At 40.9% G+C, this 20,268-nt stretch carries 18 protein-coding genes; 1 reads left to right on the forward strand and 17 read right to left on the reverse strand.

Annotation, left to right across the window (positions count from 1 at the left end; genetic code table 11):
* The 16 genes from ABY436_RS12725 to rpe form a co-directional block, all read right to left on the reverse strand.
* Window positions 1–174, reverse strand: a 174-nt coding sequence (locus tag ABY436_RS12725; protein WP_372739355.1) for a DUF5935 domain-containing protein, incomplete at its 3' end; no start/stop codon positions are given.
* Window positions 167–1,345 carry a glycosyltransferase family 4 protein gene (locus ABY436_RS12730; protein WP_372739338.1) on the reverse strand — a complete coding sequence of 393 codons (1,179 nt, stop codon included), beginning with the start codon at window positions 1,343–1,345 and terminating at the stop codon, window positions 167–169. The genes ABY436_RS12725 and ABY436_RS12730, both read right to left, overlap by 8 nt.
* Complete coding sequence (locus ABY436_RS12735; RefSeq protein ID WP_372739339.1) at window positions 1,338–2,552, reverse strand: TIGR04063 family PEP-CTERM/XrtA system glycosyltransferase; 1,215 nt, start codon at window positions 2,550–2,552, stop codon at window positions 1,338–1,340. Before ABY436_RS12735 ends, ABY436_RS12730 begins: the two co-directional genes overlap by 8 nt.
* A gap of 24 nt (window positions 2,553–2,576) precedes the next feature.
* Window positions 2,577–4,478 carry an XrtA/PEP-CTERM system amidotransferase gene (locus ABY436_RS12740; RefSeq protein ID WP_372739340.1) on the reverse strand — a complete coding sequence of 634 codons (1,902 nt, stop codon included), beginning with the start codon at window positions 4,476–4,478 and terminating at the stop codon, window positions 2,577–2,579.
* Between the two features lie 35 nt (window positions 4,479–4,513).
* Window positions 4,514–5,656: a TIGR03088 family PEP-CTERM/XrtA system glycosyltransferase gene (locus tag ABY436_RS12745; protein WP_372739341.1), complete on the reverse strand. Its 1,143-nt coding sequence runs from the start codon at window positions 5,654–5,656 to the stop codon at window positions 4,514–4,516.
* Complete coding sequence (gene xrtA / locus ABY436_RS12750; protein WP_372739342.1) at window positions 5,646–7,226, reverse strand: exosortase A; 1,581 nt, start codon at window positions 7,224–7,226, stop codon at window positions 5,646–5,648. The genes ABY436_RS12745 and xrtA overlap by 11 nt, the downstream gene beginning before the upstream one ends.
* Complete coding sequence (locus ABY436_RS12755) at window positions 7,223–8,443, reverse strand: TIGR03087 family PEP-CTERM/XrtA system glycosyltransferase (RefSeq protein WP_372739343.1); 1,221 nt, start codon at window positions 8,441–8,443, stop codon at window positions 7,223–7,225. Before ABY436_RS12755 ends, xrtA begins: the two co-directional genes overlap by 4 nt.
* Window positions 8,443–9,450: a FemAB family XrtA/PEP-CTERM system-associated protein gene (locus tag ABY436_RS12760; RefSeq protein WP_372739344.1), complete on the reverse strand. Its 1,008-nt coding sequence runs from the start codon at window positions 9,448–9,450 to the stop codon at window positions 8,443–8,445. The genes ABY436_RS12755 and ABY436_RS12760 overlap by 1 nt, the downstream gene beginning before the upstream one ends.
* 113 nt (window positions 9,451–9,563) lie before the next feature.
* On the reverse strand, window positions 9,564–10,427 hold the full coding sequence (locus ABY436_RS12765; RefSeq protein ID WP_372739345.1) for an XrtA system polysaccharide deacetylase: 864 nt from the start codon (window positions 10,425–10,427) through the stop codon (window positions 9,564–9,566).
* 200 nt (window positions 10,428–10,627) lie between these two features.
* Window positions 10,628–12,076 carry a TIGR03016 family PEP-CTERM system-associated outer membrane protein gene (locus ABY436_RS12770; protein ID WP_372739346.1) on the reverse strand — a complete coding sequence of 483 codons (1,449 nt, stop codon included), beginning with the start codon at window positions 12,074–12,076 and terminating at the stop codon, window positions 10,628–10,630.
* A gap of 11 nt (window positions 12,077–12,087) precedes the next feature.
* Window positions 12,088–13,086, reverse strand: a complete 999-nt coding sequence (locus tag ABY436_RS12775; protein WP_372739347.1) for an XrtA-associated tyrosine autokinase — start codon at window positions 13,084–13,086, stop codon at window positions 12,088–12,090.
* Window positions 13,083–14,666 (reverse strand): XrtA system polysaccharide chain length determinant, encoded by a 1,584-nt coding sequence (locus tag ABY436_RS12780; protein ID WP_372739348.1) that lies wholly within the window; start codon window positions 14,664–14,666, stop codon window positions 13,083–13,085. The genes ABY436_RS12775 and ABY436_RS12780 overlap by 4 nt, the downstream gene beginning before the upstream one ends.
* A 30-nt stretch (window positions 14,667–14,696) precedes the next feature.
* On the reverse strand, window positions 14,697–15,338 hold the full coding sequence (locus tag ABY436_RS12785) for an XrtA/PEP-CTERM system exopolysaccharide export protein (RefSeq protein WP_372739349.1): 642 nt from the start codon (window positions 15,336–15,338) through the stop codon (window positions 14,697–14,699).
* Between the two features lie 498 nt (window positions 15,339–15,836).
* Entirely contained in the window at window positions 15,837–16,433 is a 597-nt protein-coding gene (locus ABY436_RS12790; protein ID WP_372739350.1) for a hypothetical protein, read from the reverse strand.
* Window positions 16,434–16,840: 407 nt separating this feature from the next.
* Window positions 16,841–17,509, reverse strand: coding sequence for a phosphoglycolate phosphatase (locus tag ABY436_RS12795; protein ID WP_372739351.1), 669 nt, complete (start codon window positions 17,507–17,509; stop codon window positions 16,841–16,843).
* Window positions 17,509–18,192, reverse strand: a complete 684-nt coding sequence (gene rpe, locus ABY436_RS12800; protein ID WP_372739352.1) for a ribulose-phosphate 3-epimerase — start codon at window positions 18,190–18,192, stop codon at window positions 17,509–17,511. Before rpe ends, ABY436_RS12795 begins: the two co-directional genes overlap by 1 nt.
* Before the next feature lie 105 nt (window positions 18,193–18,297).
* On the opposite strand from rpe, the gene ABY436_RS12805 reads away from it, so the two are divergent.
* Window positions 18,298–19,509, forward strand: a complete 1,212-nt coding sequence (locus tag ABY436_RS12805; protein WP_372739353.1) for a DUF3530 family protein — start codon at window positions 18,298–18,300, stop codon at window positions 19,507–19,509.
* Window positions 19,510–19,512: 3 nt separating this feature from the next.
* On the opposite strand, the gene djlA is transcribed toward ABY436_RS12805, so the two are convergent.
* Window positions 19,513–20,268: co-chaperone DjlA (djlA, locus tag ABY436_RS12810; protein ID WP_372739354.1), on the reverse strand; the 756-nt coding region annotated here is incomplete at its 5' end.

The following is a 20,268-nucleotide window of genomic DNA, read 5'->3' on the forward strand; positions in this document are numbered from 1 at the left end:
AAATAAAACCAACGCAATAATCTGGGCAAACGGCATATCATATGCAAACCCATAGGCTAATCTATGTGGATTCATATAACTCAGCCATGCCCACATTAAAATCCCTATATATGGTTTACGTAATATAAAAGGAATACTTCCAAATACTATTAGTACCATTAAAATATCACGCATGATTTTTTCTTACGCTCATATAAAGATTAACTTGCGCCTCTACCACTTCATCCCAGGAAAATAGCTCTGCGTATTCTCTTGTCTTTTGTCTACTTCTATTAGAAGTAATTAAATTCTGAATTGTTGCAGCAATGCACTCTGAAGTGCGTTCTTTTATAAGTAAACCAGCATATTCAGATTGAATGACTTCGGGTGTTCCGCCAACCGCTGTAGCCGCAACTGCTGTCCCGCACGCCATAGATTCTAATAAAACATTTGCCCACCCTTCTCTACTAGAGGCAAGAACCATAATATCTGAGGCATTAAACAACTCTGCTAATTGATCTTGTTTCACTGTCCCCATAAAACGAACCCGATCACAAAGATTAAGCTTAGACACTAATTCTTTTAGCTTATCTTCTAGCTCTCCACCGCCTACAATAAGCAATTCACACGTAGGTAGTTTTAATAAGCTTTTTATAATAAGGTCGTGTCCTTTTAACTCTATTAAATTACCAACACTTATCAGAGTGTTCTTTTTAAGGCCATATTTTTTTCTAATAACGTCTCTATTCAATGGGCAAAATAAATTAAGATCTACTCCATTTCGTAAAACATTAATTTTTTTCGAGTCGGCACCCATTTGTACCATGCGGTCTTTCAATGCTCTGGAAACCGTAATTGATGCTCCTGCTTTTTTTGCCGCCCACAATATCATTTTCTTGGGAAAGAATGAGTTTGCAATTACATTTATATCCGAACCCAACGCAGATATGACAAGAGGTAAATTTTGTATCTTTGCAACAATTGATACCGCGACTCCATCAGGGTAAAAGTAGTGCGCATCTATTAGATTATATTTATAGCCTGATTTTTTCACCTTGAACGTGGTCAAATAAATTGATAACGCCATCATAAAGGGTGTGAGCAGCATGCCTATTTTTGGTATGACTAAATATCTGGGATAGTAAACCGTCACGCCATACCTCACATCAGTCTTTGGTACATTGGCATAAACGGAGTAACGACTAAAATATTTATTTTTAAATGGAAACCATGGCACAGGAGCAATCACCACTGCATTAACGTCACCTGTTTTAAGTATTTTCTTCAGTTTTGTTTCAACAAAAATACCATGCCTATACTGCATGCAATTGGGAAATAATGAAGTTATAACAAGTAAATTAATCATGCTTAAGCTTTAATAATTTGGGGTAAACATCTTTATATTTATCAACGCTAGTCGGCCAGTTGCGGTATTCTTCTACATATCGTCTACCTTTCGATATATATGAATTCCAACTTTCTTTTTGTTCTAATACTTCCAGCACCACACGGGCCAGATCTTTTTTATCACCGGCTTTAAATAATCTACCTGTAACACCCTCTTCAATCAACTCCTTGTGCCCTCCTACATCTGACGCAACTACCAATTTACCTTGAGCCATAGCTTCTAAAGGCTTTAGAGGAGTGACTAACTCAGTTAAGCGCATCGCTAAGCGAGGATATATGAATAAATCCACTAAACTGTAATAGGCTTTAACCTCTGCATGAGGAACACGGCCTGTATTTATCACATATTCTTGTAGATTTAAGGACCGGATTTTGTTCTCTATTAAGTCATTCTGAGGGCCGCCGCCAACCAACAGCAACCGGATATCGGAATTCTTAGCGATCATTGCGGGCAGTGCATCCAATAACAGCAGAAGCCCCTCGTATGCATAAAAAGAGCCTATAAATCCGAGTACTATTTTATCTTTTAAGTTTAGCTTCTCGAGTAATACTGAATCACTTTGTGTAATGACACTAAAATTTTCAATATCAACAGCATTAGGGATGACAGTGATTTTATCATCCGCTATTCCTCTGCCTGTAATATCTTTGCGTAGCCCTTCACATATAGTCGTAACAGCGTCTGCGCGGTTAAAGACATATGTTTCTAATGCTCTTGTCAGTTTGTAGCGAATACCATCTTCCTTACACGTCCCATGATCAACGGCTGCATCTTCCCAAAATCCTCTACACTCATATACCACCGGAAGACCATACTTTCGTCCAGCTCTAAGCGCGGCTATTCCTGTTAAAGCGGGTGAATGGGCATGTAGAATATCAGGGTTAGTTTCTTCAATAACCTGACACACCCTTTTGGTTAACTGTTCAATAATTGATAATTGGTCGAATAAAGGGAGTTTATGGAGTATTGAAGATTTCTTGGGTGATCGGTAGAACAGAAATTCTTCGACATTTTCGACTGAGGGGGAATCCAGCGTATGCTTTCCGGAAGTAACATGTTCAGTTTCCCAGCCTAGCTTGCGTTGTTGTTTCAAAATAGAGCGGGTTCTAAATGTATAACCACTGTGTAACGGAATAGAATGATCTAGTATATGTAAGATTTTCACGTAACATTTTTCCTTATAGCTAAATCAAACAGCTGCATCTATTTCTCGTTCTAAAAATGTATCAAACATAAGTAATGTCCAAATAATTACACTGTAGTCTCGTTTTCCGCTCTGATGTTGTTCAATAACATTCTTTATAAAGTCCAGGTTAAATAACCCGCTTTCCTTTATATGTCCATTCAAAAGTGATTCGGTTACTTTCTCTTTTAGAGGTCCTCTAAACCATTTAGCAAGAGGTACAGCGAATCCCATTTTATCACGATAGAGCACGTCATTAGTCATATACGATTCGAGGGATTTTTTTAGTATATACTTACCTTCCTGCCCCTTGAGTTTTAACGTGGCCGGCAATCTTGATGTCCATTCTATAAACTTATGATCAAGCAAGGGCACTCGGACTTCGAGGGAGTGAGCCATGCTAGCTCTATCTACTTTTGTTAAAATATCCCCCACTAAATACGTTTTCATATCTAAGTATTGAATCAACGATAACGGATCTTTACTAGGGCACTTTTCAGCATGATATTTAAATACCTCCATAGAGCTATAACCCTCTAACATGCCTTTTAACTTATCGCTAAAAAGTAATTCACGCTGCTCTTCGGTTAATAACGACACCGTATGAAGATATCCTTCAACTGAACTCCTGGCCAAACTTTGAAACGTTGTTTTAGCTCTAAATATTTTAGGTGCCCAATCTGCTTTGGGATACCATTTGCCCAAAGCTGTAAATAGCGGTTTTCTAATTGTTAGCGGCATTAGGGAACGAACTTTTTCTTCATTCATATGCCAGCGGTAACGGCGATACCCTCCGAAGTTTTCGTCGCCTCCATCTCCGGATAAAGCAACTGTAACCTGTTTTTTGGCCAGTTCACACACCCTGTACGTTGGTATTGCAGAACTGTCCGCATATGGTTCATCATACAAATCAACTAATTGATTTAAAAGATTAAAATCATCACTATCGACCACTCCTTCAAAGTGGTCGGTTTTATATTGGGCTGAAACCTGTTTTGCATACGCTGTCTCATTAAACAGCTTTTCTTTAAAACCAATAGAGCAGGTATGAACAGGTTTATCCTGAAGTCCAGCCATCATGGCCACTATTGCGCTTGAATCAACGCCGCCTGATAAAAAAGCGCCTAAAGGTACTTCTGCAACCATGCGAATATCGACGGCCTCTCTCATTCTCTCAACCAACTCCTTGCATAAGGATTCTTCTGTGGAAGAGATAAGCGGCACAAATGGGATATCCCAATACTCTATTTGCTCAGGAAAGTCGCCACCCTTTTTTATAGAAAGTGTATGGCCAGGACGAAGCTTATATACTTGTTTATATATTGTCCTAGGCTCAGGAACATAACCAAAAGTGAAATAATCTTCTATAGATTTAGGTTCAATTTCACGCGGAAGATTTTCCAGAGTTTTAAGTGCCTTTAGCTCAGAACTAAATGCAACTGTATTATTCGGCAATAGAGCATAGAAAAGTGGTTTGATACCTAACCGGTCTCGAGCCAAAAATAGAACTTTTTTATTTCTATCCCAAAGCCCGAATGCAAACATCCCTCTAAAACGTTCTACACATGCCTCACCCCACTCCTCCCATGCGTGAACAATAACTTCCGTATCACTATGTGTTTTGAAAATATGGCCGCATGCTTTTAGTTCTACAGAAAGCTCTTGGAAGTTGTATATTTCACCATTATAGGTAACGACTACTGATGAATCTTCATTGAACAAAGGCTGCTGGCCGGATGATAAATCAATTATTGATAGACGTCGGTGCCCTAACCCGATACCAGCTTCAAGGTGAATGCCTCCTTCATCTGGTCCCCGATGGTGCTGCGTCTCATTCATCCTTGAAATCAAGTCACAAGAGAACTCTGTTTCGCCTTTTATGTCGAAAATTCCTACAATGCCGCACATCGATTTTTAAGCCTCGTTATCAGGTTTACTAACAGCTATCTAACTAAGTCATCATAGATTTCAAGATAGTTAGCAACAGTTCTATCCCAGTCAAATTCACTTTGTATTTTTTCAAGGCCTGCTAAACCCATAGCACGCATTTTTTCTTGATTACTTACTAAATCATTCAGAACACTGGCTAAGCCATTAAAGTCACCAACGGTGACTAAGCATCCCGTTTCTTCATCAACCAGCTCAGGATTACCACCAATGTTAGTTGCAACAACAGGCAACCCGGTCGCCATGGCTTCCAATATAGAATTAGAAATACCTTCATTTAAAGAGGGTAAAATAAATGTATCCATCAATCGAAGTAATTCAGGGATATCACTCCTGTCTCCGGGCATCCACACCTTATCAACCAGGCCCAAAGAAGAGACTTCATCTGCTAATGAGTTATATAGGGGACCTTCTCCAATTATTATTAAACGCAACCGACCAGATAGCTGAGCATTTTCTTTTAATAAGATATTGAAAGCCTTTAATAAAGTGCTTTGATCTTTAACCTCTGCTATACGACCTACCGTACCAAGAATTATTGCATCATCAACACGAAGGCTTTTGGGTAATAGATCTAGTTTTTTAATTTTGGCGGGATAAAACCTAGATAGATCTACACCGTTATATATTTGCTTAATCTTCTTACCAGGTATATTAACAGTCTGATTGAGCCAATTTTCTAAATCTTTGCTAACTACTGTGTATTGATGAACAAAGAGACTCATTAATTTTCTAAATTGGTTATATCGTTTATTTTTACCATCCAGATCATATATATCACGACCATGTTCACCATGAATTCTTTTCGTTCCGAGAGTAAGAATAGTCAACGCTTGCATCTCAAGTGCTGCCAAATTTCTGGTATGGACGATATCGGGTTTCAATTTCCATATTATTTTCTGAAGGCGCCAGTAAACAGACAAATCATGACCCGATTGTTTATGTAGTTCAATAACATTAACATCAGGCGCTGTTATACGATTCGAGAAGTCAGTTGCATGCGTAAGACAAATGATGACGTGTCGATATCGTTCAGATGGCATTCGGTTAATAATGTTAACCAATCCATTTTCTAAACCACCTGTGCCTAGTTCATAAATTATATGCACTATCAATGAAGGGGGTTTATTAATACTCATTATTTTCAACAGCTACTTTATCTGTGATTTTTTCTATTTTCGGCAAAATTTCATTAACTGCACTTTGTAATAAACTTATATCGTGTGTAGATTTTAATTTTTCATCAATAGGCATGACTATTATAATTTGACCTTCGTCCTTTCTGCCAAAAGTTAGCCTGTTAACGCCCTCAATAAGTTTGGCAATGTATTTGCTAGATGTATAATGCTCCCCAATCCGATACCAGGACCAAACTAACAATTGAGAACTCTCTCCCTTTAATACAGTTTCCTTTACGACAATATCCCTGGCGTTAAGAGTTAACTTCCTATCGCGTTCAGCGATAATACGCCATTCATCCTGATTAGGATCTAGTAATAAATTTTGTGAATTAATAAGCTCGGCACCCTCTTTACGAGCAAATAAATATTGTAAATAAACACCCACTTGAAGTCCTTCTTTTTCAAAGAACTGTGATGACACATCAATTTGAGAAGTACCGGGCTGCCAAGTCCAATCTGGCTTATCAATCATGTTTAAGCTTGCTACGTCTTGAAGCGGTAATATTTTGACATTGGCTGCATCATTCGGAACAGTTTCACTTCTATCTATTAAATAGGCAAGTGCAGGCCAAAAAGCAATCAAGAGGATTGTGAATACTGCAGTTTGAGTAACTTGACGGAAGCTATACCTCTTTTCATTAGAAATCGCTTTAGTTTTAAGATTTTCCATTACTCCAACTTCTTCATCTCTAAATCTGGAGCCTATTATTATCATTATGAAAATAACAACCCCGAAGAATGCCCAGCCATAAACAAGATGATCAACACCTGTCGCTACTGTCATATCACTAACATGACCCAGCATTACAATGATGTATGCTCTTAACCCATTAGCAATAATAGGCACAATAATGGAGAAGGCAATAAATATCAGACGTTTTTTGAGACTCGTATAAGTTAGATAGGAATACAAACAACCTAACGTAAGCGATGCAATCAGGTAACGAATACCACTACAAGCCTCCACTACCGACCAGTTACCGGAGGGCAGACTAAAAAAAAGTCCTTCCCTATAAACAGGTATTCCTGTCAGCCTTACCATAGCTACCGTGAAATCAGCGGTAAACTCCATCATCGCCGGCACTAAATCTTCACCAAAAGGGATCATAAACAGAAGAAATGCTAACGGAAACGCAATCGCCCACGCGACCCTATTACCAAGAATGGCCCAAACACCCGATATAAATGCTGCCACCCATGCGAACTGCTGAACGACAAGCGCATCAACCAAATAACCAAACAACCAAACAAAACCACACCCAGTCAGCGCAATCATGCCTAACCATGAAGGTTTTGGCTGCTCATATTGTAAATGCTGTCTTTTTTCCCATACTAACCATATAGAAATAGGTAGTATTAAAAATGCATGTGTAAAGGTTTCAGAACGCATCCAAATAGACACCATCGATCCAAGCGTTTCATAAAACAAGGCTGTATACAGCAACAGATAAATGACGACTACTGGAAGAAAATAACGCCAACCCGTTTGTTTCGATATTTCCATATTATTTCTGGCGGCCATTGTCATAATTGCGTTTCCTGATTATTGCTTTCCAGCAAATCCATTACCGTGGGGAGACTTTCAGCCCAATTAAAGTCATTTTTAACCCGCTGCCTGGCAGCTGCACCCATATTATCGAATGAGTTATTCAGCACCTCATTCACTGCCTTAATATATTCATCAACGGTATTAGCGACCACTACCTCCAAGCCATTTTCAGCATTTATACCTTCCAGACCCATAACACTGACAATGACAGTTTTTTCCATAGCCATCGCTTCTAAAACCTTATTCTGAATTCCCCGGGCAATCCTCATAGGAGCAACCGATGCACAGGCAAAGTGTAAATAGGGCCTTATATCTTCGACACGGCCTGTGACTATGACGCCTTCAGTGAGGGCCAATTTAAGAACTTCTTCATTAGGATTACTGCCAACAATATAGAAATGTATAGCAGGATGAGTTTTCCGTAATCGAGGAAAAACCTCTTTAACAAACCAGCTAACCGCATCAATATTAGGCCAGTAATCCATAGCACCGGTAAAAACCAGAGGAATAATTGCAGAGGCGAAGGGGTTAGAGTAGTTCTCAAAGGGGGAAAAATACTGACTATCTACACCATTATTGTAGTAACCAATTTTATCCTGGGATGCTGAAATTTTAGTTTTAAACATATCGGCTTCTGCCGATGACACAAATAAACTTGCATCAAACGCTTCGACTGCCTGTTTTTCATATGCTAATAATGTCCGTGCTTCACGACGATAAACCCAGCTCATCGGCCAGCTTTTCTTAGCTGAATATTGTTGCCATTTGTCTGAATCGATATCGACAATATCAATAATTTTTTTGCTCAAATTAAGGTTTTTATCTGCTAAAAACTGTGCCATAACAGAAGATACAATCATGGCCTTCTCAATTTTGTGCGTTTTGATAGTAGAACGTACCCATTTCTGCAATTTGTTACTCTGGTAGTAAGGTACAGAAAGTGCGTCACCTGTAACAAAACCTTTCATGCATTTCAGTTTGGCCTTTAAGGGATTCAGCTTAACGAAAAACGTTTCTTCACAAATTCCCTCTAAGTCCGGTACATATTTCCAATCCAATGGATCGTCAACGAATGCACCTAAACAAACCCGATAATGCTTTGTCAAAAATTTCAGTAAATGGTAAGCACGAATTTTATCTCCTTTATTAGGAGGATATGGAATCCGGTGACATAGCAACAACAGAGCAGGTTTCATCAACCTAAGCTCCTCGACAAAAGAGGGCCAAGTCTATTTGCTACAGGTAAAGGAAGCTTTTTCCATACATCAATAAACAGCTTGTATTTGGGGTTATTAGGATTGAGTTCTGGTATGGCATCCGCTTTTACCAGATAGTATTCATAATGCAAAGGTTCAGGTTCAAACCCCCAGCCTTTCTTAAACAAATAAGGCCCGGTATCCGCTTTGCTCCTGCCAAAATCAAAAAGCTTGATACCTTCTTCACCGGAACGTCGCATCAACTCCCAATACATAAAGTCATGCGCTTTATGCGTCTTAGCTGATTCATAACTTCCGGCGTAGTAAGGCAATACCTGATCTTTAAAGTAAAAACTCATCAAACCAGCCACATCCTGCCCTTCATGAGTAATCATCAGAACCCGACAATCACTTTTGAAGACTTCACGTAAAATGCGAAAGTATTTCGCAGAAAAAACGGGAGTGCCTAAGTTTCGAACACTTTCAGCATAGGTGTTATAAACACGTTCCCAGCCATCGTCTGATTCACTTAACAATCCATTTTTAATTCCCTGACGAATCATCGCACGACGTTTTCTGGGGATGGCACTCATGTTAGCGTCATTGTCCTCAGAAATAGAACGTCGAAACGTATAATAAAGAGATTTTTCTGGCCAGTTTCTGCCGGAGATTTTTGAATTTCTTAACTCAAGAGCATCAACTTTTAGTCCATCAGCAAGCTTGCAGGCGGCCTCTATAAGGGCATCAGCCGCTTCTTTATTATCTGCAACAACACCACCGTAGACACAAAAGGGAAGCGACACTAAGTTATTACCAAATAACAGACTTTTAACCTGAGCTAAAGGCAAAATACCCTCAATTAGCCCATCCCTTTCTGCATAAAGAAAATGAACTTTATGTCCATAGGCCTCTTCAAGAACGACTTTCCAGCCTGCACGATGAAAAAAAGTAGAATCGTCGCTCTTTTCAATAAATGCATCCCATCTTGATGAATCATTATTTTCCAATTCCAAGACTTCGAGACTCATAGGTACTCCATTACTAAATTTTCTTTTAGATATTATTGCCCGGCATTACACATATTCATCAATACCGAGAGTTCGATACTGAACAGCTGAAATCATTGGCGTTTAGACACTTCATCGAGAAATATTTCATCCATCCGCCCCCACCTGAAATCTTGTAAGAGGCTTTCTAAACGGCCATGCATTTTGCTCAAATTAAGGTAGTGTCTGAATCGAGTCTTCAGCGAAATATTATCAATCTTTGGTTGATAAGGGTCAATTTCCCATGGATGAAAATAGAAATTACACGGCATCTTTTCATCTTCATTAACTTGAGTAAGGGCCCATTTAGTAAACTTGTAAGGAAATAAACGAAACCATCCCCCTCCCCCACAATTAATATTTCGGGAAAAAACAGGAATTGTTGTAACAGGAATTTCCAGTAACCGACCATTCGCCGCGGGAAAAGCAAAACGAGATGAATCAGGCATTCCATAATGATCATGCTTAATCGGAACAATACTGGAGCTGTACAAATGACCTTCGTCTGCAAGAATATCCAGTGCCCAAAGATTCTCTGCACAAATGGAATAGCTCGGGGCTCGATAACCTTTTACAGCGCAACCCGCCACATCCTCCAGCATTACTTTAGCGCGTTTGATATCTTCTCTGAATTCATCTTTACTCTGGCTGGTAGCACGCTGATGATCCCATCCATGGCTGGCGATTTCATGTCCTTGCTCAACAATCCTTCCTATCATTGAAGGATAACGTTCAGCCAGCCAACCCAATGTAAAGAACGTTGCTTTAGTATTATGTGCTGCAAACAATGAGAGGATACGATCTGTATTTTCTTCAACGCGGCTTGCATGGTTTGCCCAATCATTACGAGAGATATGCTTTTCAAATGCTGACACTTGAAAATAATCTTCAACATCAACAGTCATCGCATTGATGATCGGTCTCTCAACTTCTGACATAAATTACACTCTATATTCAGGCACTTAAGATGAAAATCAAGATTAAGATTCTGGCATGGGGAAATGGCAACATTCACCTAAGGAAGCCACAATCAATATTCAACAAACAGTTCGACCAAACAATTAGCAGAACCCAACCAGAAGACTAATGAATATCCACTCTATGAAAAATTTGCTTCATGATTAAAAATCATCTGTATTTATAATTTTGTAGTAACCGATAATTGCAACCTGTTTTCCTGATAGTCATTGGCCAGATCGTCGGATTCACTATCAGTAAAGTAGTATGTAAACTTCAGGTTACTATCAACGCCTATCTTACGCGTTAACCCTAAATTATATTGATGCGCTTCTATCAACGCCTGAGACGGTCGAAATGCGTCAGCTACTCCAGATCGCTCCTGTTGACTATAGGTATAACCGGCATCTAATGTCAGCCTGCTGGAAAGACGCCTGTCCACCGAAATATTGTACTCCTCCAATGTTTCATCTGCGCGACCATCTTCATATATCTGAACCGAATGACTGCCACCAATGGTTACTGAACTTCGCCTTCCCGTTAGGGTGTATGACAATTCAAACACTTCATTAATAAAAAGACCTTCTGTTATGTTAATAGTCGAATTAGCCAGCGATAATGGGTCACCTGTAATAGGATCAATAGGATTACCGAAAGCATCCGTTGTCTGAAAAGCACTTTGTTGACTCAGCAGCGTTGCTGAATCTGTAAGCTCTCTGGAGTAACCTGCAGTCAATAAACTCCTACGACTACGATGGCTAAAATCAAGTGTTGGCACGCTTCCAAAGAAACGATCACCATAGCCAATATTCAATGATGTTCTGTTATTAGGTGTCCAAATCGTTGAGAGACTCCATTGAGATCCGTCATTTTCACTTCGTGTTGATTCGAAGTCATTCGACTCAATCCCAACCGAACTATTGACACTCCATGTTCTATTAAAGCGATAGCCCAAACTCACATCCGTTGAAAGTAATTCACTGTTTGTATTATCGCTTCCAGAGTCTTTATAGTTTACAGACGCTCCCCACGTTAAACGTTGGAAATCATCTCCACTATTCACATTTAATTCAAAATTTTGGCTATTACTGTCACTGGCATTATTATTACTATTCAACTGATTGTTATAAGTATAACGACCAACTACTTCTGCTATTCCTTTATAACGCTGAGTAATATAAGGGCTGATCTGATAATTATAAGTATTGGTTGTATTACCGGTATTGCTTAACGTATTGATTCCACTAGGCCTAAAAGCATCAACTGAGTTCTGAATTATATTTATTGAAGCATCGATATAAAGAAAGTCTTCCAGAAGCTCTGCATCTGCATCTGCTCCTAAACGTGGGTTTATTGCATCCCCCTCTCCGTCTAGAGAATTTGCTTCAATTGAGCCGTTGAGGCTAACATTCGCCCTCGCTCCGCTTCCTTGAACCGAGATACCTGGAGTAACGGTCGTAATAAACTCACTTTTTTTATTATCGTGTGTTAGATCAACATTATCTGTATATACCTCAGATACAGTCAGCGATTTCGTCACCTGCCAGTCTGCTGAAAAGACACTCGTTGTAGCAAAATTCCCACAAACAAAAACGCATAACGCTAACTTTTTATCTAACTTAAGGCACATGTAGCTATCCTTTATTTTATAGCATCTTCTTCATTCGTCTTATGCCTGCCACCATAGCCATAGCCATATCCATAGCCATATCCATAGCCGTAGCTTCCTGATGCCTTGTGCTGAGCCTTGTTCAAGACCATACCTACAATGCTATCACTACTAAGATGCTGCAAAGCTTCGACTACAGCCTCCTGAGAAGTTTGCTCAGCAGCAACGACGAATACTATTTGCCCCATGAAGTTTGATAGCACTCTTGCTTCTGTTGTTAAGAGCAATGGCGGAGAGTCAAAGATGATAACCCGATCTGAATAACGTTGAGATATATCTAACATCAGCGCGCGCATATTCTCACTGGCTAATAATTCAGTCGCGCGTTGATGTAAATTCCCGGCAGGCAAGATCCTAAGGTTTGGGATATTTGTTTTTAAAACGACGTCTTGAAAGCGCATACCTTTATTTTCAAGGAGATCAATCAAACCAGGAGCTTTATCAGGAACGCCTAATAAACCCCCCGCAGAAGCCTTAGAAACATCCGCATCGACAAAAAGAACCGACTTATCCTGCTCCATAGCGATGCTCATCGCTAAATTGATAGCCGAAAATGTTTTCCCTTCACCTGACAAAGCACTTGCGACCATCACAAGGTTTGCATGATCTACCTGTGACGCGCCACCTCCTTGTAAGTTAATTAATAACGGACGCTTTATAGAACGATACTCTTCAGCAATAACACTTCGTGGTGCATTAGGCGTCACCATACCTAAAGCACTCAGCCTTGCTAACGGTATATGAAGAAGATCCGCAGGCAAAGGGCTGGCGTTATCGACTTGAGGCGTTGAAACACCTACCGCTAATTTACTTTGAGCAGTGCCTGTTGCACTTGCCTCATCTACTCTCCCGACATTGCTGCCAACCCTGCTCTCAATTTTGCTCTCAGCACTTTTCTCACTACCGTTTTTGACCTTATCAGCATGACTTTTAGGATCAAGCTTTTGTATTGCACGCTCTATAATACTCATACAAACACCATCCTAAAGTACCCATCAACCCCTGCAATAATGGAGTCCATACCATGAAAAACAGATATCCCTACATAAACCACCAGCAGAGAACCCAGTAAGGCAAAGAAGACCATATTTCCTCGTAACTTTCTGCGCTTATCGGCAGGAGACTGAATTTTCATCACAGTACCCAGCACTGGTAAACCTGTTACCTGAGCCAAAGTTGTACGATTGCTTATCACAGGATGGAAAAGAGAAATTAACAACGCACCACCTAAGCCTCCACCTATTGCGAGCAATAAAACTGCCGCATTCATCAGCACTTTATTAGGCTCGTTCGGTTTTTGTGGGACAAACGGCGGATCAATAACACGGAACTTCACATCATTAGCCTGCTGCCCGACATTCTCAGAGATCAATGCTGATTCGCGTCGACTTAATAAGGTTTTATGTTGCTGAGAAATAACACCATAATCACGATCAAGTTGTTGAAGCTCACTTTCGATTAATGGAATATTATCTACTTTTGCTTCCAGCTCATTAACGCGTTTCTGATATTCTTCAACACGTGTGCGCAATTCGGCTTCAGTCGCCTCAGTTTCCGCCAGCATGCTTCTCATTTGTTGATAAACGGGGCTGTCCAGCAAACCAGAAAACTGATCAGGCATTGTAGCTTTAACCCGCGCTTCTTCAGCTCGCTTTTTCGCTTTTAAAACAGCGATAATATCGTTCGTTTGCACAACATCAGGATGTCGATTTGTGTATTTCAATAACAGGCTATCAAGCGACCCTTCGAGCGAGGAGATACGTCCTTCAAGCGCTCTTATTTCTGGATTGCTTTCGATTTGGCTCGCTAAAAAAACAGGCTCTTCACCCTCAATCTGACGCATTAATTCATCGCGACGAGTGCCAAGCTCACGAAGTTGCAACTGAGCCATTTCCAACTGAGCTTTTTCAGTCTCTAAGCGCTGATAGTAGCCACCCGTCTCTCCAGGCAACACACCAACATTTCGCTGTTTGAAATCAGCCAGGCGTTTCTCAGCATCAATAAGGCGTTGCTCATAATCAGCTATCTGCTTATCTAAAAACTCCTGCGCTCCCGAGCTGTCCTGACGTTTATCACCTAAGGCGCTTTCAACAAAAATAGTAATGAGGGACTGAACTACTTTTTTTGCCGTATCGCGATTTTCGTGCTTAAAAGAAACGGAATATAAAGAGGCATTCCTGCGGTCACCCGCCAATGTAATCGAGTTCAAAATTGTATCGAGCAGCTTATCTTTATCGGAATCATTTTTAATATACAGATCCATATCAGCCATACGCATTAACTTCTCTAAATTCGGACGACTAAGCAAAGTCCTGCTCATCAAAGCGATACGTTGATCAACATCAGGCTGTATAGCGAGCCCTCTCAATAAAGGCCGCAGAATGGTATTAGTATCAACATGCACTCTCGCCGTCGCTAAATACTTCTCGGGGGTCAGGGATACAAAAATCCAGCCACCCATTGCAACAAGCCAAATAACCAGAAGACCAATCCAGCGAAAACGCCAGATACCCCAGATATACTCAGATAACTGATTTAAAATTTCACGCATAAGTTATAACACGCCAAGTTATTATTAAGACTAAAACCATGCTTCAGGAATGATCACAATATCACCCGGTTTAAGCGCTAAATTAGCGGTTATATCTCCGTCTTTCAACAGACTGTCAAGACGTAAACCATACGTTTTTTGCTCTCCATCAAAACGCCTCACCAACACAGCCTTATTGCCGTCGGCAAACTCATTAAGGCCTCCTACTTCTATCATCAAGTCCAATAAAGTCATATGTTTACTGTAAGGGAGCTTCAGAGGGTCAGCACCGGCACCTACAACCCTAATTCGATGATCAGGAATAGTAACGAAATTATTAACAATCACTGTCACAACAGGGTTTTTAATATATTCCGAGTATATAGTTTCAATTTCTCTTGCTAATTCAGTAGAGGTTTTACTGCTTGCCTCAAGGTCCTCAACTAAATTTGTTGTGATTTTCCCATCCGGACGCACAGTCACGGAAGTTGACAGTTCAGCATTTCCCCACACAAATATTTGTACAGAGTCCCCTGCACCAATAACATAATTATACTCGGGCTGAACAAAACGATCTTCTTCAGCAACAGGAGGGTATGAATTATTATTTGCACAGCCTGCCATCACAGTAAAAATTGATGCGGCTACAAGAACCTTGATTTTTTTTGGCATATTCCCTGGAAAGACAAGCATATGTAGTCCCCTAACTCCTTAATAGAAACGCAACTTTTGCGTCTCTGCGCTTTGATGTTATTAAATTTAGCATAAACTCTGCACATTACGAATAACATCTCTTATTAAATCGCTTCGAAGTAAAGCATGGACGAGCACAGGCTCGCCACCCAAAACAGTCGCAATTATGACACAAAAAAAATGAGGGGCATTAATATTTGATGAAGATTTTAGTAGTAGGTAAGAGGCAAATAATTTCTATTTGCCCAGGAAAAAACAAAAACATCAAGGATATAAGACCGAAGAGAAAAGACAGAAGAAATTATAAAGAAGGAAGAATGGAGTGTAGAATACAATCAAAAAAGCAGAACAGAACTAACATTAACCCAGCACAGAACTTAGATCACTCAAACCAGTACTTGCAGATGCACTTGATTGAACACCCTTAGCAGTCATACCAAGGGTGATCGTAAGATATGTCATCCTGAAAGCCTATACCCCAATAAAAACAGTTAACAACTAAGCCACTTTTCTTTCCTGCACTCGCATGAACTGAATAGCTTTTTTGTCTAAACGCGCAACAGAAAGCAGATGAGGCAGCGATTCAAAACCTTCTTCTACCGGCATAGAGGCATCACGCAGAACTTCATATTGACAGCCCAATTTTTTGTGAAGCTTCTGAAACAAGCGCGTACGCGCCTCTCCCGTTATGTAGAATGAATATACATACCCCAACTCCAGAGCTGTTTCAATCAACCTCTCACACAAGCGCAATACATCAACTCTATTTCTACATTCCGGCCTTATTGCTAATCGAGACCATTGGCAATACCCGTCAGATTCAAACATAAAATCCGAACATACATCTCTTAGCTGAAAATCTGAGCTCTCAACTGGTAACCGCCCAGCGTCGCCAGGTGAACATCCACTTACACGAACCCCGCCCAGACATACATTACCTTCACGAATAATCAGAATCTGCCCTGGTACATCGTGCTCATCCTCACCACCGTCAAATAAGGAGAGCCCCAATTCAGCCCTGAAACAAGCTTCACGTATTTCATAGTACTGTGACAACAACAAAGGATCATTACTTAATTCATAAACTATAGCCATAATCAAACCATCTCATAATAATTATTGAATACACAACGATCTATTCAGCATTTATTCATTCCATGAAATTAGCATTTATTCACACTATGAAATAAACATGCCAATAATACTAATCTATTGATTCAAATAAGTATTTATTCGACAATCATCAAAACTCACAGATTCGACAAGAGAAATGTCTCTACTTGGATACAAAGAAAGAAGGTATTCCGAGGGATTACATATATTTCAACAACTTAGGGCAAATAAAAAAAGCGACACTTAATAAATATAAGGGTAATCATGTAACATTTATCTCATACGGTAGAGATAGCAGCCCTTATCACCAATACACATTACTAATTTTCGATATTTATTTTTTCCGGATGCCAATAATGATTGGCATATTGATCAGAACGAATCGTTTATCACAACAGCTCTTTTAACGAGGACACCACCTTATCCGCTCCAGCCTCATAAATATTCTTCCCATGATTATATCCATATGAAACAGCGACAATGGCACAGCCTGCGGACTTAGCTGCAGTAATATCGTTACTTGAGTCTCCTACCATTAGAACGTGCTGAGGCTGCAAACTAAACTGTGACATCAAGGTTTCCAAGGGCAATGGATCTGGTTTTTTCCTTTCTAACGAATCACCACCCAGTACCTCTGCAAAAAAATGCGACAACTTCAGTTCAGATAGCATGGGTAACGTAAAAGCAATGGGCTTATTAGTCACTACGGCCATGGGGATATTTAAATTACTCAGCGCTTCCAGTGTTTCTAAAACGCCAGGATATAGCTTGCTCTTATCGGCTAAGCAATGACTATATGTGCAGAGAAATTCTGAAAAAACCCGCTCAAAAAAATCAGAATCTGCTTCGGCTGAAACATAAGCCAGTGCTCGCTTTAACAGAGCCTCAGCGCCATTTCCAACCCACAAACGCACATTGGCCTCTCCCACTTCAGGCAGGCTCACACTGCGAAACGCATCGTCCACCGCAAATGCGAGGTCAGGAACGCTATCCACCAGCGTTCCATCCAGATCGAACATCACCAGCTTCGGCAGATTACCATTAAACAATGACCTCATTAACAAGTTATCCCTTTTGCCTTTGCCAGCTCTGCTCTCATCTGTGCAATAGTAGCGGCATAATCATCAGTATTGAAAATTGCAGAACCCGCAACAAATGTATCTGCACCGGCCGCTGCTATACTGGCTATATTGTTAACAGTCACTCCACCATCAACCTCAAGGCGAATACTCTGACCGCTCGCATCTATTCGTTTGCGTACTTCTTGTAATTTGCCGAGAGTTGCAGGGATGAACGACTGTCCACCAAAACCGGGATTCACGGACATCAACAAAATCATATCCACTTTATCCATTACATAATCCAGGTAATGCAATGGCGTCGCAGGATTAAAAACCAGACCTGCCTGACAACCGCCATCACGAATCATCTGCAATGAGCGATCAATATGCTCAGACGCTTCAGGATGAAAAGTAATATAGGTTGCACCCGCCGCTATAAAATCAGCGATCATTCTATCCACAGGCTTAACCATCAGGTGCACATCGATAGGCGCTGTAACACCATGATTTCTTAATGCTTTACACACCATGGGACCGATCGTTAAGTTAGGCACATAATGATTATCCATCACATCAAAATGCACGATATCAGCTCCTGCACTCAGAACATTATCAACCTCTTCACCCAAACGAGCAAAATCTGCAGACAAAATTGAAGGGGCTATTTTAAAATCGGACATAACTTAGCTTTCCATCTCATGATTAAGAGGCCCTATTGTACCCAAGCCTAATGATTTAAACAGCGCCAGACTTGCAGGATATTTTTTTTCCCTGATAATCACGCTATGAAAATCAAAACACTGCATTGTCGCCTTATGATTCTGACGCTCCTCTGGCTTGCCAGCGGTGGCATAACCTCAACGCTTGCTGAAGACACGCCTGCCGGCGATACACAAACATCCACACAGCCGCCAGAGACCCTACCCGAGATCACAACAGCAAACCGAATTGAACCGGACAAACAATCGTCTCTATTAGCAGACGTATCTAAAGAGTTAATGAATTCAGAAACCGAGATACTTTATTTAAAAGCCGGCGAAGATAATTTTGAAGCCTATTATCGCAACAGGAGCGGAGCACAATCCCACGGAGGGATAATTTTTTTTCCGGATGATTTCACCCACCCAAACTGGCCGATTTTCATTGAGCCTCTAAGAACCGGTTTGTCCGAATTTGGCTGGAGCACATTAGCCATCCCTCTTCCCGCACCTGTAACACGGGCAAATCCGATCCGAACACTTCCTAGTCTCAAAGCTATTCGTTCACAACCACCCACAGACACAGAAGACTCAACGGCCACCCCTGAATCAGCCACACCTACAGAACAAAACACGACTGCAAACACAACGCCAACCACGACACTCCCAGCAAGCCAAGAGACTGAGTCTGAATCTGAGCCTGAAGCGGAAAGACAGAGTTCAGAAGCTTACCAACAAATAATTCAGCGAGGCATAACGGCCGTGCAGGCACTGCAACAGAAAGGCATTGATAGATTTATACTGGCAGGGGCCGGCACCGGAGCGACATGGGCAACAGCCTTGGCGCTAGACCTTCAAGCGCAAGCCAATATTCATTTATTGATCATTAATGCGCAACAATCACCGGATATCAGCGCACCAAAGCTTTTAAACCTGATACCTGAGCTCAAAATCACAACAGTGGATATTTACACTGACAATCCAGGAAGCTCTTCACGTTCACACAAAAGCTATTCAAGATTACGTCTGGAAACAGCACAGCGTAATAACTTAAATAGCTCAAACAACTTAAATAACTCACATAACTCACATAACTACCACCAAAGTCGTTTACCAGCGACCAGCAACACACGTCAAGGTCAAGAATGGCTGATTCGCTACACGCGCGGCCTGCTTGAAACCTATATTGTAAAAGCCGAAAAAGAGGTCATTTCAATCCCTTCAACGCCAGCCCCTTCGATAAATCAGCCGCCAGGCACGCCTGTACTACCGCAAAACAAACAAGCAAATCCTATATAAACATTAGTTTTTTCTGGCGGTTTTAACACGATCGTATGCCGCCTGTATCTCCTGGGTTTTCTCTTTGGCAAGTTGCATCATTTCAGGCGGTAAGCCTTTGGCAACCAATTTATCCGGATGATGCTGGCTCATTAATCTACGGTAGGCTTTTTTGATGTCTGCCTCAGCATCACCCTGTTTTACACCCAACACACCATAAGCCTCTTTAAGCAAGCTCTGTTCAGATGCTTGTTGAAAATGCTGATGCTGCTGATAGCTCTGCTGTTGATATGCTTGTTGCGCCTGCATTCTTGACATAAGTGCAGCCATTTCCACACCTGACATACGCAATAAGGTGCAAACCTCTTGTACTACTGCCAACTCAGCCGGAGACATCTGCCCATCTGCCATGGCGACTTGCAGTTGAATTTCAACAAACATGATTTTCACAGCGGCCTGCGACTGAATGACACGCGATAAAGGCGATAACACATCAGCGATATTGAAATCAGCCTCCTTACCTTCAGAGAAGTACCCCATCGCTTCACGTTTACGCTCTTCTGATAAATTCATTCGCGCCATTACATCACGCGCAAACTGAATTTCATTCTCAGTAACCCGGCCATCTGCTTTTGCCACTTTGCCCATCACAGCAAAGGTTGCTTTGAAAAAAGCTATTTGAGGGGACACGCCACCTGTCAGCAGATTCACAATAGCCTTGCTGACTAATCCACCGATTACCCCACCAAAAACTAATCCCCAAAAACCACCACTCATCAA

Origin of the sequence: Neptunomonas sp. (assembly GCF_041601355.1) — a bacterium.
In the GTDB taxonomy this organism is placed as follows: Bacteria; Pseudomonadota; Gammaproteobacteria; order Pseudomonadales; family Balneatricaceae; genus Neptunomonas.